The sequence below is a fragment of the Clostridioides sp. GD02367 genome (genome assembly GCF_045900275.1).
Lineage (GTDB): Bacteria > Bacillota > Clostridia > Peptostreptococcales > Peptostreptococcaceae > Clostridioides > Clostridioides difficile_A.
The window spans coordinates 411,285-427,605 of record NZ_JBJODK010000002.1 but is presented as its reverse complement, the minus strand read 5'-3'; the positions used below and the strand labels follow the sequence as shown (position 1 = coordinate 427,605).

General features: G+C 27.1%; 13 protein-coding genes. 1 reads left to right on the top strand and 12 read right to left on the bottom strand.

What is annotated here, in order from left to right; all coding sequences use genetic code 11:
- Positions 1-30: 30 nt before the first annotated feature.
- The 7 genes from Q3223_RS03850 to Q3223_RS03820 form a co-directional block, all read right to left on the bottom strand.
- Positions 31-678 (bottom strand): corrinoid protein, encoded by a 648-nt coding sequence (locus Q3223_RS03850; protein ID WP_074179621.1) that lies wholly within the window; start codon positions 676-678, stop codon positions 31-33.
- 218 nt (positions 679-896) lie between these two features.
- Complete coding sequence (locus tag Q3223_RS03845; protein WP_161803375.1) at positions 897-1,955, bottom strand: uroporphyrinogen decarboxylase family protein; 1,059 nt, start codon at positions 1,953-1,955, stop codon at positions 897-899.
- Positions 1,956-2,057: 102 nt separating this feature from the next.
- A complete protein-coding gene (locus Q3223_RS03840; protein ID WP_167640619.1) occupies positions 2,058-3,101 on the bottom strand; it encodes an ABC transporter substrate-binding protein in 1,044 nt (347 codons plus the stop codon).
- 23 nt (positions 3,102-3,124) lie between these two features.
- Positions 3,125-3,892, bottom strand: coding sequence for an ABC transporter permease (locus Q3223_RS03835; RefSeq protein WP_054270645.1), 768 nt, complete (start codon positions 3,890-3,892; stop codon positions 3,125-3,127).
- On the bottom strand, positions 3,882-4,694 hold the full coding sequence (locus Q3223_RS03830) for an ABC transporter ATP-binding protein (protein WP_054270646.1): 813 nt from the start codon (positions 4,692-4,694) through the stop codon (positions 3,882-3,884). Before Q3223_RS03830 ends, Q3223_RS03835 begins: the two co-directional genes overlap by 11 nt.
- Before the next feature lie 255 nt (positions 4,695-4,949).
- On the bottom strand, positions 4,950-5,372 hold the full coding sequence (locus Q3223_RS03825; RefSeq protein ID WP_054270647.1) for a 4Fe-4S dicluster domain-containing protein: 423 nt from the start codon (positions 5,370-5,372) through the stop codon (positions 4,950-4,952).
- 13 nt (positions 5,373-5,385) lie between these two features.
- Positions 5,386-7,509, bottom strand: coding sequence for a molybdopterin-dependent oxidoreductase (locus Q3223_RS03820; RefSeq protein WP_167640620.1), 2,124 nt, complete (start codon positions 7,507-7,509; stop codon positions 5,386-5,388).
- A gap of 330 nt (positions 7,510-7,839) precedes the next feature.
- Between Q3223_RS03820 and Q3223_RS03815 the strand changes: the two genes are divergently transcribed.
- The gene (locus Q3223_RS03815; RefSeq protein ID WP_407811669.1) at positions 7,840-11,025 is read left to right on the top strand and encodes an SNF2 helicase associated domain-containing protein; all 3,186 of its coding nucleotides are present in this window, start codon (positions 7,840-7,842) and stop codon (positions 11,023-11,025) included.
- 104 nt (positions 11,026-11,129) lie between these two features.
- Here the strand turns inward: Q3223_RS03815 and Q3223_RS03810 are convergent, their stop codons facing one another.
- The 5 genes from Q3223_RS03810 to Q3223_RS03790 form a co-directional block, all read right to left on the bottom strand.
- A complete protein-coding gene (locus Q3223_RS03810; protein ID WP_054270650.1) occupies positions 11,130-11,894 on the bottom strand; it encodes an alpha/beta fold hydrolase in 765 nt (254 codons plus the stop codon).
- Positions 11,895-12,067: 173 nt separating this feature from the next.
- Complete coding sequence (locus Q3223_RS03805) at positions 12,068-13,561, bottom strand: DEAD/DEAH box helicase (protein WP_407811668.1); 1,494 nt, start codon at positions 13,559-13,561, stop codon at positions 12,068-12,070.
- A gap of 324 nt (positions 13,562-13,885) precedes the next feature.
- On the bottom strand, positions 13,886-14,428 hold the full coding sequence (locus Q3223_RS03800; protein WP_054270652.1) for an N-acetylmuramoyl-L-alanine amidase: 543 nt from the start codon (positions 14,426-14,428) through the stop codon (positions 13,886-13,888).
- Positions 14,429-14,733: 305 nt separating this feature from the next.
- Complete coding sequence (locus Q3223_RS03795) at positions 14,734-15,687, bottom strand: hypothetical protein (protein ID WP_407811667.1); 954 nt, start codon at positions 15,685-15,687, stop codon at positions 14,734-14,736.
- Between the two features lie 27 nt (positions 15,688-15,714).
- Positions 15,715-16,209 carry a hypothetical protein gene (locus Q3223_RS03790; RefSeq protein WP_407811666.1) on the bottom strand — a complete coding sequence of 165 codons (495 nt, stop codon included), beginning with the start codon at positions 16,207-16,209 and terminating at the stop codon, positions 15,715-15,717.
- Positions 16,210-16,321 lie beyond the last annotated feature (112 nt).

The window sequence follows — 16,321 nt, the reverse complement described above, 5'->3', positions numbered from 1 at the left end:
ACCATCCTTTTTATATAATATAAATAACGCTTAGGATACTAATTTTTTTGCCAATTCAACAGCTTTTGCTGCTGATGGTGAATATCCATCTGCTCCTATCTTTTTAGCATAGCTTTCAGATATAGGACCTCCACCTATCATTATTTTAAAACTATCTCTTATTCCTTGACCTTTTAAATCTTCTATTAAAACTTCCATATTATCCATAGTTGTAGTCATAAGAGTAGACATTGCTATAATATCAGCATTTACTTCCTTAGCTTTTTCAACAAATTCACTCATAGGTATATCTCTTCCTAAATCGTAAACTTCAAATCCAGCTGTTTCTAACATTATTTTTACTATATTTTTTCCAATATCATGAGTATCACCTTGCACAACACCCATTACTATTTTTCCAGTTTTCTTTGAATCTTCTTTTTTAATATGAGGTTTTAAAACATCAATACCTGCATTCATTGCATCTGAACATAAAAGTAGTTCTGGAACATAATATTCCTCTTCTTCATATAACTCACCAGCTCTTTGCATTCCAACAGAAAGCCCCTTATCTATTCCTTCAAATGCGTCAAAATTTTGTTTTAAATATTCTTCAGCTATCTCTACTACTTGTTCTTCTTCCATCTCAACTACATTATGAGCTAATTTTTTTAACAATTCCTCTTTTTCTTTACTCATATATATTTCCCCCTTAACCAATTTAATTTTCATTTTTCCAATTTTTAAAATTGAACAATAATAGTAACCATAAGGTCATTTTTAAAATACTTTTATGTCAAAATAATTTATCTTATCTTAAATTTAATATTTTTATTATTTTTTGTCTAATATGAAAAATCTATTTACTAACTAGCATATATTCAAAGAGTCTATTCCATAATGTCAATATGAATATCTTAATCATATCTTCCGAAATCTTCTACTGCTTTCACCATAGCTTGTACATTACATGCTGGAGCAAGAGGAGTTAATGCACAATCTGGCATCAATATAAATCCTCCTGGAGAATATTTCATTTGTTCAATTGCTTTTCTACTCTCTTCATATACATCTTCAGGTTTCCCTGAATGTATAATAGAGTTTCTTACATTTCCACCAATAATGTATTCATCTCCCAAAACTTCTGCTGTCTCTCTCATATCCATCTCATAACCTAATGTAAATACAGTTCTTCTTGGTAATTTTAATTCATTTGTCCAGTATTTTAAGTTTTCCTTATGGTCTCCACAAAGATGTACTATCCATTTCTTAATCCCCCATTCTTGATACATATCTTGAATCTCTTTTATATATGGAATGGAGAATTTTTCAAAATCTTTTGAAGAAATTATTCCATGAGATTCCATAGGATATGCTGAAAATGTTGATATTTTTTCTACACCAAATATATCTATGCTTTTCTTTGTTATTGCCATCATGTAATCAGTCACCATTCTAAGAAGATGATGTATTACTTCAGGGTCTTTTCTTAAGGATTTTAATAATAGTTCTGTTCCTAGAATACTTTGTACTCCACCAAATGGAGAACCTGATGGAACTGAAAATCCAAACCCATTTTCCACACATATTTTAGCAAATTTCAAAGACCTAATTGCTGATGGTGCAGTGTCTACATCAGGTATTTTTAGATTTTTAACATCTTTTATATCCTCTATAGGTCTTCTTATCACTTTTGGTAGTCTTATTCTTGGAGTTTCTGAAAACATTAATTCACCACCAAAATCCCAAGTCTGCCATTCTGGAATAGCATAACCTGGAGTAGCATCGTACTTATGTAAATTTATTGAACACATTTGAGCTTTAAAAGCTTTTTCAGGTTCCATATAATATTCTTTTGAAGAATAATTTGAAATGTTAGCCGCATATAAAGTAACGTTTGGATTAACTGGTATACGGTCTAACTTTTCTTTATTCATTAATGCTTTCATTCTTTCAGCAGAAGTCAATTCCATCATCATCATCTCCTAATTTAATATATTGTTTGATAAATTATTATAGTAACATAGAAAAAATCACCTTAAAAATTTCAGCTTTTAAGGCAATTTCTTTCTCTGCATCTATTTATCTAACTTAACATTTTTTTGAGCATTTTTTAAAAAAGTATCATCTATAGCCTTTTCACGAGGTATTTCTTTTTTAATAACACCTGAAGCCATAGACATTCTATTTATAGCTGCATATCCATCATCAGTGAAACTTCCATCTTTAGAATATATATTATTATCTTTTATTTCTTTTACAGAATCTTCAAGCATTTCATTTCCTGGGAATAATGGTTTCAATGTTTCTATTATTTTTTCTGCAGAGTTTTCATTTGTCCATAATATAGCTTTATATATAGCATTTACATATTTTTGTACTGTTTCTGGATTCTCTTTTATATATTTATCTGTAGTAAATGTTATATACATTTCATAATTTTCAGAACCAATTAACTTTTTATGAACTTCTGGATTATATATATCTTCAACTAACTTATTACCTGCATCAAGTACAATTTTACGAGCAGATGGAGATACATAACTACCTGCAACATCTTCTTTTTCTAAAGCTGCAACTAATGCTGAGTTTGGAAGATTTACATATGTAGCATCAGTATCTGGATTAAGACCATTTTCTTTTAACACAGAACGTACAAATGCTCTAGGAGATGAACCACTATCAGCACCATTTATAGTTTTACCTTTCATATCTTTTACACTGCTATATTTTGGTGCTACCACAAATGAATATGGATATTTTTGTGTAGTTGAAAGTAATAACTTAGTGCCTTGATTTTTTTCATTAAAACCTAAAATCATTTCTGGACCATATAGACCAAATTGAGCATCACCAGATAACACTGGTGCTGTTGGCATATCACTTTGTACTGTAACAAATTCTACATCTAAACCTTCTTCTTCAAAAAATCCTAGTGCTTTTGCTAAGTATGCTGGTCCCCAAAGCTCACCTCTCACTGGTTCAGATACTTTAACTTTTTCTAACTGTTTTGTTTCTTTTTTAGCATTTTTTGAACTCTTTTCTTCTTCTTTTCCAGAGTTACAAGCAACCATACCCAATAACATAACACTACATAACAAAATCGAAATAAATTTTTTCATATTTTCTCTCCTCACATTATTTTTTAGTCAATACTCTCTCTCCACCTTAAAATTCTTTTTTCCACATGTTTTAATATATAATCAAGCATTGACATTATAAACATCATTAAAAAGATACAAGATAATACTCTTGTAATATTGTAAACACCTCCAGCTGCTTGTACCATCCATCCTAATCCCTGATTAGAACCTAAATATTCTCCAACTATTGCACCTAAAACTGAAGCCCCTGCTCCTGAACGTAAACTAGCCATAATCCAAGGAACACAGGAAGGTAATATTACTTTTTGTATAATCTGCAACTTGGATGCACCCATAATTTTTAATGTATTTATTAAATTTATATCTACATTTTTAAAACCTGCATATGCATTAAAAAACACCAAAAAGAACACCATTATTGCAGCCATAAAAATTTTGGCTTGTAACCCTATTCCAAACCAAATTATAAATAAAGGCCCTAGTGATAGTTTTGGTAATCCATATAATCCTACTAATATTGGGTCAAATATATCTGCTAAAAGTGGTATATTTCCAAATAAAAATGCTATTATTACTCCAAATACTACACCATAAAATAAACCAAATAATGAAGCTTTTAACGTTATATAAATATGGGGCCATATTTCACCTGTACCAAACATAGCTATTAAATCTTTTATGATACTCAATGGTGAACTAAAGAAAAAAGTATTAATGAAATTATTATCAGATAGATATTCCCAAACCATTAAAAATACTGCTATAAAAATTAAACAATAACATTTTTTTAGTATTTTTTTAAGCTCCATACTCGCCCATCTCCTCTTTTCTCCCTTTTATTACTTCAGACTTTATATCATCCCAAATTTGCTTTTCTAATTCTATAAATTGAGAGCTTGATTTACTTTCAATATTATTACGTGGTCTAGGTAAATCTACAATATATTCTGATTTAATAGATGAAGGTCTATAACTCATAAGTATAATTCTATCTGCTAATGTTATTGCTTCTGATATATCATGAGTAATATACACAATAGTATTTTTTCTTTTTTCCCAAATATTTAAAATTTCATCTTGTAACAATTCTCTTGTAAATACATCTAATGGACCAAATGGTTCATCCATAAAAATAACATCTGGATTTTGGGCTAAAGCACGCATTATAATCGCCCTTTTTCTCATACCTCCAGAAAGCTCATATGGATATTTTTCCTCAAAACCAGCTAAACCACTAGTTTGCATAAGCTCTTTTGCCAATTTTATTCTATGTTTTTTATCTTCTCCCCTTATCTCAAGACCAAGAGCAATATTATCAACTATCTTCCTCCAAGGAAGTAAAGTATCCATCTGTGATATGTATCCTATTTTATGTCTTCCAAAATGCAATGGTTTTCCATCAATTAAGACTTCTCCTTTTGTAGGTTTTAACATACCACACATTATGTTTAAAAGTGTACTTTTTCCACATCCACTAGAACCAACAATAGCTAGAAATTCTCCTTTTTTTACAGAAAGGTCTATATCATTAATAGCATGTATATGTTCTCCATTTTTAGATTGATAATAATGAGTAATATTTTTTAAAATTAATGTATTTGTATTTTCCATTTCAATACCCCTTATTTATATACTACAAATATAATACAATTTTCTATTTATTGTATTATACTTCGACTTTGAACAACATAAGTTTAATATTTTTTCCATTCTTTGTCCAATAGCAAAAAACTATCCCCCATAGCCATATTATAGTATCCAACTATATCCATAAAAAAAACTACATTAAGTTTGTTATAATACAAACTCAATGTAGTCTTTCATAAAAAACATCTTACAACTAAGTGTAAGTCACTATTTTTTGATTTATTTATTAAATTCTAATGCTCCTGTAGGACATACCATTACACAAGGTGAATCCATACCACATTCATATCTTTCAACACACCCATTACACTTATTTGCCTTGCCATCCTTGCTATAATTCAAAGCTCCATATTCACAAGCTTTCTCACAAAGTTTACATCCTATACAATTTTGATTATCCAATAAAACAAACCCATCATCTTTTTTAAAACAGCCTTTAGGGCATATATCCAAACATTTTGGCTCATCACAATGGATACATGCTAACGAAAAATATTCTATATTTTCACCATCTTCCATTGTAAATACACGTCTAAAAAATTCGCCATTATCTATATTATTATCATTTTGGTCTACACAAGCAAGTAAACATGCTCCACATGCTGTACATAATTCTTTATTAAATTTAAATAAACTTTTCATTTTATCCCTCCATCTATCTATTCATCTTTTCAATCTTACACTTACAACTTCTATATGCAGGGAATCCACTATAAGGGTCAAAATTATCACAAATGATGCTATTTACATCAGCTTCTCTGTATCCATGATACATATGTATATTTCTGTATAAAACTCTGTCTGTAACATTAACTTTCACATTTAAACTTCCTATCTTAGTAGTTATTTTTATATAATCTCCATTAATAACATCCAATTCTTTTGCATCTAAACTAGAAATATCACAACTAGCTTCATTTTTTAATAGCCTTGAAAGCTTTATGTCATGAAGTCTTGAATGTAATGCATTTGGAATTCTTGCTCCTGATGTCAATAGATGAGTATAATCACTATCTATATCATCATTAAATCCTCTATATGTTGGTAGTGCATCTAACCCAAAATCTTTATATTTTTCAATAATTACAGATTTTAATTCAAACTTAGATGTGCTAGTATCATATCCATCTCTTGTGTATGAACCTACTATGTATGGTTTAAAGTCTTTACATTTTAATGGCAAATCACTTTCTTTAAGTTTATCTACATCCACACATGTATCTTTGAACATATGTCTTATACTTGCTTCATAACCTGCCTTTAATAAGTCATCATCTATATCCATAACATTTGCTAAATCTGAAAGTATTTCTACATCTGATTTTGAATCATATAATGTATCAATAACCTTTTTAGTATATGTAATATATCCACCTGGATAACTCTTACATTCTTCTCTTTCAAAAGATGTACATGCAGGTAAAAGTATATCTGCATATTTTGATGCATCTGTCATAAATAAGTCTATATTTACAAAAAAATCTACAGTATCTAATGCTTTGAAAAGTCTGCCCGAATTAGGAAACATTCTAGCATTTATCCCATGGCAAAACAAAGCTTTTATTTCATATGGTGTTTTTTCTTCTATCTGCCTTGTTAAATCCATAGCCTGAAATTGAGTCACCATCTCATTCCATAGAGGAAACCTTTCTCCACCAATTCTTTCATTTATATTTTTAGGTAGAACCTCTTTTACAAAATCTTTCTCTAGTGCTTGAAATCCACCTAACTTACCAGCAAAGTAATCTTGTTTTGGTATATTACCACCTACTCTGTCATAATTACCTGTTATAGCTGATAAAGACATCATTGCTCTATAGTTTTGAAATCCATTTTGATGATGAACTATTGGAGCTGCACTTTCATTTATACAAAATGGACCTTGAGACAACATATCTACTGCTTTTATTATATCATCCTTAGAAACACCTGTAATCTTACTTACAGTATCTAAATCAAATGATTTGACATATTCTTTATATTCGTTAAATCCATATACATGTTTTTCTATGTATTCTTTATCTATTAAATCTCTTTGTATAAATAGATTTGCCATACCAAGAGCCAAGGCCCCATCAGTACCAGGTTTAACTCTCAAATGAAGGTCTGCTATTTTTTGAGTTGTTGGTGTTATTCTAGGGTCTACAATTATAAACTTTATTCCTTTTTCTTTTAATTTTATAAGATTTACACTATTTAAAAATTTAGAGTAGTATGGATTAAATCCCCACCCTAAGTAAGTCTTTGTATTTTCCATATCTTGCATTGTAAAGTTTCTCCCAGTCGCAACATTTCCAGCCATCTGTGCTGATGTTGAGCATGAGCTAGATTCTGTGCCATAATTAGGAGAACCAAAGGAAGATGCAAACCTTTGTAAAAACGGTCTATACCACTTTCCATAACCTGTAAAAAATGCTACATGCTTTGCTCCATATTCACTTTTTATTTTATTTAATTTCTCTCCTATTTCACTATAAGCCTCTTCCCATGATATTGGCTTAAACTTACCTTCACCTCTTTTACCAATTCTCTTTAATGGTGTCTTTATTCTATCTTCTCTATAGATATACTCTCTATTACAAAGACCTTTTGTACATAGCAATCCTTTGTTCATTGGATGTTCTTTTGTACCTTCTATTTTTATAATTTTACCATCTTTAACATATGCATCAATTCCACAATGTATCCCTGGAGAACAAATATCGCACAAAGTTCTCTTTATTTCTATGCCAGTTTCTTCACATGGTATTTTAGCTTTAAGCAAATTACAACTATTCATATTGACACTCTCCTTTCCTAATAATAAATATAATTATTAAACTTATTATACATTCTTTTCATTCAAATATCATATTTTAAATCCTATATATTATAATATTTAAGAATATTTTAATAATAAAGCTTTATATTTCTAATATTTATTTAGATAATTATTTTTCATTCATAGTTTATAAGATAATACGACAAAAATCTAATAGTAAATTGTTATTTGCATATATCTTATGATAGATAAAAGCTATTTATATATACTTTAATTTTAGCTATAGATTTAGAGTGTAAATTAAATGCATTTAGATTATAATATATACAGTGAGGTAAGGTGAATAAAATGAAAATAGATATGATATATAAATTAATAAAAAGAAATACAGAGCCATCAAGGTGGTCAAGAGGTGTAAAATACTACACTAATCAGTTGGTTGATTATATAGACATAGATATTGATGACCTACAGAATAATCTGCTGACATTTCGTGGTGGAGTCAATTCTGAAGATAATTATAGCTTTTATTTTAGCTCAATAACTATAGATATAAGACATTTTAAGATAATTGAAAATGATTGTGGTTGTGCTGATTGTCAATCAAAGGGTGTAAATCAAAGAATTTTCATATGTAAACATATAGTTGCTATTGTTATAAAAAGTTTAAGACAAATAAAAAGTAAAAAAGATGTTCCTCCTATTTTAATAGACATATTAGGTAATGATAAGGATAAAAGTTCTAATACTAATTCTAAAACTAACTTAGACTTAAGTAAGCAACTGCTTTCTTTTTTAGATAATACTAAAAGAGAAAGAGTTAATTTAGATGTATTAATAAATATAGATTCAAATAAAGCAATTGCCGAATTTAAAATTGGAATTGACAAGATGTATATTCTAAAAAATATTACTGAATTTGCATATTCAAAACTTAATGGATATGAGTTAGATTTTGGAAAAAAATTTACTTATAATCCTAGCATTCATTATTTTGCTGATGAAGATGAGAAATTAGTAGACATTATAGAAGAATATGGCACAAATCTTTCATACAATTTTTCTTCATCATATTCAAAGAAGTTTATGGAGATAAATGCAAGCTCTTTAAAACAGTTTTTAAATGCTATTAAATACAAAGATTTTACACTTATTTTTTCTAAAAAAGAATACCACCCAAAAATATTAAATGATACTTTGCCACTAAAGTTTAATTTTAAAAATATAGAAGATAAAATAGTCTTATCTTCTCAAGATTCGCTACCTGTTCCACTTACAAAAAAAAATGATGTACTTTTATATGATGGTAATCTATACTTGTTATCACATAAAAAAGCTCATGATTATTCAAAAATCTATCAAGTATTATCAAAATCTAAAGAACTTAAATTTGACAAGGAAGACTCTAAAGATGTTTTAGGATTATTGGTACCTAGATTAAGGGCTATATCTCAAGAAGTTTATTTAGATGACAATATAACAAATAATATAACAAAAGATTTTAAAGCTGAATTCTACTTTGATATGATTGATGGAAACATATGTTGTGATATAAAGTATATATATGACAATGAAGAGAAAAAATTTATACTTCCTAATACACAAAAAGAAGCTAAAATTGAGAATAAAATAACTTCTTCACAATTTATAAAGGAAAATAACAGTTATGTATTTAAAGGAAGCGATTATGACCTATTTACATTTTTAGATTCACAATTAGAATCTTTAAAAGAATTTGGAGATATATATTATTCTGAGAAGTTTAAATTGAAAAAGATATACAATTCTTCATCAATTCAAGCTTCAATCAATCAAACTAATCAAAATTATCTAGAATTTAATTTTAATATATCTGATATAAATCCAAAAGAGTACAAGTCTATTCTGAAAGCTTTTCAAGAAAAACGTACTTTTTATAAGCTTAAAGATGGAAACTTTATAGATTTATCAGAAAGAGAGACACAAGACTTTTTTGAATTAGTTGAAAATCTAGATATAATAGATAAATCAAAAAACAACAAAATTCATAATAATAAAGCTCTATATATAAATGACATGATAAAAGGTAAAAACTTAAAGTTTATAGATGGCAAAAAAGAATTGGATAGTATTTGTGAAAAATTCAAAAACTTTGATAGTATAAATTTGGAAATTCCAAACAACTTAAAAGCAAATCTTCGCGACTACCAAGTAAATGGTTTTAATTGGTTTAAAGTTTTAGATTATTATAAATTTGGTGGTATATTAGCTGATGAAATGGGTCTTGGTAAAACAATACAGACTATTGCATTTTTATTATCATTATCTAATAAAAAAAGTCTTATCGTTACACCCACATCGCTTATTTATAATTGGAAAAATGAATTTGAAAAATTTGCTCCAGATATAAAAGTTTTATTGATACATGGAAGTAAGAGAGATAGAGAAAAATGTTTTATGGAGTTACAAAATTTTGACATAATACTTACAACGTATGGAACCCTTAGAAATGATTTAGAAAAATATAGTGAAATAAAATTTGATTATTGTATCATAGATGAGGCTCAAAATATCAAAAATCCTGTAGCTTTGGTGACTGAATCTGTAAAAAATATAAATGCAGAAAATAAATTTGCACTTACTGGTACTCCTATGGAAAATAATCTTCTAGAATTGTGGTCTATATTTGACTTTATAATGCCTGGTTATTTATATAGTAAAACAAAATTCCAAGAGTTGTTCATAAATAAAGAAGATAATGTTAAAAATTTAAAAAAACTTATAAAACCTTTTATTCTTAGAAGAAGTAAAAAACAAGTTATGAAAGAGCTTCCAGATAAAATTGAGAAAAACTTTTTTGTCGAGTTAAATAAGGAACAGAAAAAGATATATAGTGTATATGCAAAAGATATACAAGACAAAATAAAAGATAAAAATCTAAAGAAAGATAAAATAGTTATTTTTTCTTACTTAACAAAGTTAAGACAACTTTGTTTAGACCCAAGTATAGTAGTAAAAGATTATGGTAAAAAAAGTTCAAAGATTGAAACATGTTTAGAAATACTTAGGGACAGTATAAATGAAAACCACAAGATATTACTATTTTCACAATTTACCTCTGTACTTAAAAACATAAGTAAAGAACTTGATAAGTACAAAATTGAATACCATTATATAGATGGTAAAACTAATGCTAAAGAAAGACTTGAGCTTGTAGATGAGTTTAATAATAGTATGGATAAAAAAGTTTTTTTGATATCTCTAAAAGCAGGTGGAACTGGTCTTAACCTTACATCTGCTGATATGGTAATTCACTTCGACCCATGGTGGAATCCATCAGTGGAAAATCAAGCTAGTGATAGGGCTCATAGATTTGGTCAGAAAAATTCAGTACAAGTTATAAAATTGATTGCTAAAGGAACTATAGAAGAAAAAATAATAAAATTACAAGAAAGTAAAAAAGAACTTATAAACCAATTTATAAATGGAGAATTATCCAATGAAGGTGTCTTGAAAAGCTTGTCTGATGATGAGATAATAGATTTATTTAATTAAAGTATTTAACCTTACAGCTTAACTATATAAATTTATTCTAAAATTTATATAGTTAAGCTACATTTTATGTAAATACTAAAACTTTAAATAATCGTATTACTAAATTATTCTTTTAAAAATTCCTTTGCTACATTTGAAAAATTCAATCCATTTGATAAAATGGCTGGATGACCACCTTCATCAAACAAGTACATTTTACAATTATTAATTTTTTCAATAAGTGCTGAAAAAGTATTTTCAAAAAAATCAGGAGATACTAAAGATACAAACTCATCTTCTTTACTTCCTGTTAAAAGTACATCTGGTTGCATAGTTTCTAGAGGTTTATGAAAAAATTTACCTATAGTTTTATAGTGTTCAAAAATAGCTTCTGTATCATTATCTACAACTTTTTCCCAGTTGTCTCCTTGATTATAAATATAAAAAGCTTTTGCCCCAGCATCCTTTTTTGATTCTTCACGCTCTATCTTCACATTTTTTACAAATGACTCTAAAGGAACTTCTCCCTCAAAACTGTCTGCTATTACTTTATTAACTAAGTCAGGTCTTTCAAGGGCAACATTTAATGCTACAAGAGCCCCTCCACTACTTCCAATTATATTTACCTTTTTATAATTCATTTTTTCTAAAAAGCATATAACCTGCATAGCCTCATCAAACCATAAATCTACAGAGAATTTATCCACCATTTCAGATTCACCATGACCTACAAAATCTATTAATATTACCTTATATTCATCTTTGTAAAAATCAACTACTTCATTAAACATCTTAGAAGAAGCAGTATTACCATGTAAAAAAAGTAATGGTATACCCTCTCCTATCTCGTTATAGTAACATTTCTTGTCATTATAAGTGAAATATGCCATACATTCCCTCCTCTAATATCTTTATAAATATATGTTTATAACTTATATCCATAGTGACTATTATTATAAACACATAATACCATTATAACTTACTTTTTAAAGTTTCGTAACTCAATAATTTTTTGAAAATATAAAATTATTTTATTAAACTTAATTCACACTCTTAACTTCAACTATCTCATATCTCTCTTTACCTTAACCATCTTTTTCTTTATAGGTATTTCCTTATATTTTTTTGATATTAAGTCTCCTTTATAATTCAATATATCTACATATGAACACAAATCTTGAACTTCTATTACACCTATATCATCATTAGCAATTTCTTTTAGGTTACTGAACGCCCCAACTATATCTAAAACTCTTATTTTCTTTTTTTTACCAGCATTTAAATATAATCTTACCACTTCATCTTCTGAATTTAGTTTTGTATCTTTGCCCTTTTGATAACTTTTACTGACTTTCTTTCTTTTTAATGCTTCTTTTAAAAGTTCTTTTGAATATTCATCAAACAATCTTTTCCCTGATATAACTTTACTTTTCTCTATTTCAGGTATTTCATATATTTTATATCCTATATATTCTTCTATGCCTTCTATATATTTTTCATCCCACGTATCCACTATAGTAATAGCTTTTCCACTACTTCCTTTTCTTCCAGTTCTTCCTATTCTATGTATGTAGTTTTCCTTATCATAAGGTACATCATAGTTTACAACTAAAGAAATATCATCGATATGTATTCCTCTAGATGCTACATCACTACTAACTAACACATTGAACTTTAAGTCTTTAAAATCTTTAATTACAAATATTCTTTTTTCTTGTGATAAATCAGCGTGTAACTGCCTTACCAAAAAACCATCTTTACTCATCTTATTATATAGTCTAGATACTTTTTCCCTAGTATTACAAAAAATTATTATACTCTTTGGATTTTCACTGTATATTAAATTTTTTAAAATTATATACTTGTCTTGTTCATTTACTTTTATTATTCTATCATCTATTTGTTTTACTTTCTCATTATTCTTATCTTCATTTTCACCTACATTTATAATGCCATAGTTTGGCATATATTTTTCACATATATATTTTATTTCTTCACTCATTGTAGCTGAAAATAGTCCTATTGTTTTCTCTTTAGGTAAACTTGATAATATTTTTTCCATTTGCTCAACAAAACCTTTATTAAACATTTTATCAGCTTCATCTATTACTAAATACTTTATATTTTCCAACTTAATAGTACCTTTATTTATATGGTCAATTATTCTGCCTGGAGTAGCTACAACAATATGAACTCTTTGCTTTAATTCTGCTATTTGTTCTTTTATAGATTGCTTACCAAAGATAGCACTACATCTAACTTTCTTTAATCTCCCTATTCCTGATATCTCCTCTTTCACCTGTAAAGCTAATTCTCTTGTTGGAACAACTATAAGTGCTTGAATATTATTGTACTCTACATCTATATTCTCACATACAGGTATCGCAAAACTTGCTGTTTTTCCACTTCCTGTTTTTGATTTCACTGCTATGTTTTGACCATTTAACAGTTTTGGAATAACCTCTATTTGTACTCTAGAAGGTATATTATATTCTAAATTTTTCAATGACTTAAGTATCTTTTCGTTTAATTTAAATTTTTCGAATGTATATTTCATATATTACCACCTTATTATATTTATCTTATCTCTTATATTTTTCTACATTATCTTATTATAATACAAGGTTGTAACATTTTTATATTATTTATTATACTTAAATAATATCTATATTATATAAAGTTACAGTTTAGTTCTAAATAAATTATAGATTTATATTTAAATACCCCTTGAATATATTGATAAATCAATACTTTCAAGGGGTATTTCTTGTGGATAACTAAACTAATGTATCTTTTACAGGTTTAAATTATACCAATATATTGTGTTTTAGTTTGTATCTAAAATTAAAAGGTATTAATCAACACCTAAGTCACCATAATCTCACATACTTATATCTTTGTTTAATATACCTTCTGCAATTAATCGTGCTATATAATCATAACCTGCTTCATTGGCTTTATTACAATCATCCACATTATCACAGAAAAAACTTTCAATCTGTATTGCAACTGGATTTGTGTTTCTCAATATATATAAATTTTCTCTTTTTTTAGCTCCTCTATTTTCAAATAATTCTCCAAGTTTATTAGATACTCTTTTAGCATATTCTAATCCTTCATTACCATAATAAAGCACTTCTGCGCCAGATTTTGTTCCATCACCTTTATTTAAATGTAGCTCTACTAGTAAATCGTATTTGCCACTATTTACTTTTGGAACTCTATAGAAAAATTCTTCTCTTTCTGACATAAAATGCCTTTCTGGACAAACTATTACATCTACTGTATTACCTTGACTTATAAGCATCTCAGCTAACATAGGAGCTAATTTTTTGTTATAATTGTATTCATCAACTATGCCACTTACACCTGTACTTTTACCACCCTTTAGTATACTATGACCTACTGTTATGCATATTTTCATTTACCTTTTTCACCTTCTTTTAAGCCAATTTTTATATAATAGTAATATGATTTTAAAGTTATTACTAATAATAATATATTAATTGAAGAAGGCAAAAGTTCTCTGTGATTATCATTTTTTTAACATATTTGTCTTATTTTATCATAAATCTACACTTTTAAAATATTATATTATACTTATTATTTAGAATTACTTAAAATTAAGAATTTCTATTAATTATTTATATATACAATATATATCAATATCTATGTTTTTCTATCTAATAAAATGCTAGCTTAATAAATTTAATTTTTAACTTTGAAGAGTTAATAATACAATAAAAGTGATGTATCTATAAATAATTCATCTGCATTTAGCTCATTTACTGATGTATGTTCAATTTTTATATTTATATTTTTCATATCCTCATAAACAATTCCAACTGGTGAACAAATAAAACAAGAAAATCCAAAAGTTTTTGTTATCTTTTTTACTTTATTCTCATTAAAATTTATTTGCTTCTTACAGTCACTTATATTCTTATTATTATTATTATTTTGTAAATCATTATCATAACCCATTTCTTTCTGAATATTATCAGACTTGCTCATTACTTTAAACTTACTATGATTTCTACAACTATAGTCCATTTCAAATTCTATACTTCCAAAAACTATTAAATTGCACAGATTTAAATCTTTTCCTTTGTTTGTAGGATTTTTTATAGGTTTAACATAAAGTATCTTACTATTTATGTTTACTTTTAATATATCTTTTAGGTTTTTAGGCATCTTTAAAGTATTGCTTATATTCAACTGCTTAAATACAGTTTTGTTTATGTTGGTATAAACACTATTACTTTCCACTGATATTCTTGTTGGAAATTTATCTAGGGTACACTTATAATAATAGTATATATTAGCATTATTCTTTATAACTCTATATGCTGAATTTGGCAAAACTACACTCTTAAAAGATATTATTTTTTTACAATTAGCATCTATTTTTCCTATGTAAAAACCTTGTTGTGGGTCTAATCCACATTTTGTAATACTATTAACTTTTACAGTATTATTTATAAATTCTATATATTTAGAAATATAATCTTTAAAAAATATATTTCCTGTTTTATATTTACTCGTATTTGTAACAATAATAGTGTAAGTCAAAATGTCGAATACAGATGCACATTTTTTATCAACATATTTTTCTACTTTTAAAATACTTCCACTTATATCATTTGAAAAGACATCATTAAAAGTAGTTTTAGTTATTCTCATTGCATCCACCTTTCTATAATCTAAAGATTACTCCATTTTAGAACTATTTTCATAACTTATAATTGCAGTCACACTAATAAATAAATTATTATCATCTAAAATAGACGATGCCATATCTTGTATAAGATACTTTAAATTAATTTTCTCTTTATTTTCTATTCTCCTAGGCATTTGTATAAATGTACTGAAAGGTATTTTTAATTTAAGTATATTTCTCTTATTAGAGCTTATATTTCTCTTATTCCCCACATAATCTAGTATCACATCAGTATCTATATCACCAACTAAAATTAATTTCTTACCCGTCATTTGCTCATCTTCTAATGATACACATTCCATCGTATCAACAAGACTTATATTATGAATATTCATATTACAAACAGATGTCTCCAATGAATTTACTATGGATTTTTTAGAAGCTAACTTAAAATTTTTATATGTATTAAATTGAGATAAATAAAAAGTATTTTCTAGTCTTTCACATCTTTCAAAATTATATATTACCTTATTATTTTCATACATAATCACATCAATCTCCCTATATCTATATATTAATACTATTCATAAAAACTCTTCTAAATTACCCATTTTTGATTATTCACCATATAGCTCTTATCCTTTTTAAGACATAATA

Bases quoted from the DNA above. Each gene is read 5' to 3' on its own strand.
- Q3223_RS03850 (WP_074179621.1), bottom strand. From the start codon at position 678: ATGAGTAAAGAAAAAGAGGAATTGTTAAAAAAATTAGCTCATAATGTA.
- Q3223_RS03805 (WP_407811668.1), bottom strand. From the start codon at position 13,561: ATGAAATATACATTCGAAAAATTTAAATTAAACGAAAAGATACTTAAG.
- Q3223_RS03795 (WP_407811667.1), bottom strand. From the start codon at position 15,687: ATGAGAATAACTAAAACTACTTTTAATGATGTCTTTTCAAATGATATA.
- Q3223_RS03825 (WP_054270647.1), bottom strand. From the start codon at position 5,372: ATGAAAAGTTTATTTAAATTTAATAAAGAATTATGTACAGCATGTGGA.
- Q3223_RS03835 (WP_054270645.1), bottom strand. From the start codon at position 3,892: ATGGAGCTTAAAAAAATACTAAAAAAATGTTATTGTTTAATTTTTATA.
- Q3223_RS03840 (WP_167640619.1), bottom strand. From the start codon at position 3,101: ATGAAAAAATTTATTTCGATTTTGTTATGTAGTGTTATGTTATTGGGT.
- Q3223_RS03820 (WP_167640620.1), bottom strand. From the start codon at position 7,509: ATGAATAGTTGTAATTTGCTTAAAGCTAAAATACCATGTGAAGAAACT.
- Q3223_RS03810 (WP_054270650.1), bottom strand. From the start codon at position 11,894: ATGGCATATTTCACTTATAATGACAAGAAATGTTACTATAACGAGATA.
- Q3223_RS03800 (WP_054270652.1), bottom strand. From the start codon at position 14,428: ATGAAAATATGCATAACAGTAGGTCATAGTATACTAAAGGGTGGTAAA.
- Q3223_RS03830 (WP_054270646.1), bottom strand. From the start codon at position 4,694: ATGGAAAATACAAATACATTAATTTTAAAAAATATTACTCATTATTAT.
- Q3223_RS03790 (WP_407811666.1), bottom strand. From the start codon at position 16,209: ATGTATGAAAATAATAAGGTAATATATAATTTTGAAAGATGTGAAAGA.
- Q3223_RS03845 (WP_161803375.1), bottom strand. From the start codon at position 1,955: ATGATGGAATTGACTTCTGCTGAAAGAATGAAAGCATTAATGAATAAA.
- Q3223_RS03815 (WP_407811669.1), top strand. From the start codon at position 7,840: ATGAAAATAGATATGATATATAAATTAATAAAAAGAAATACAGAGCCA.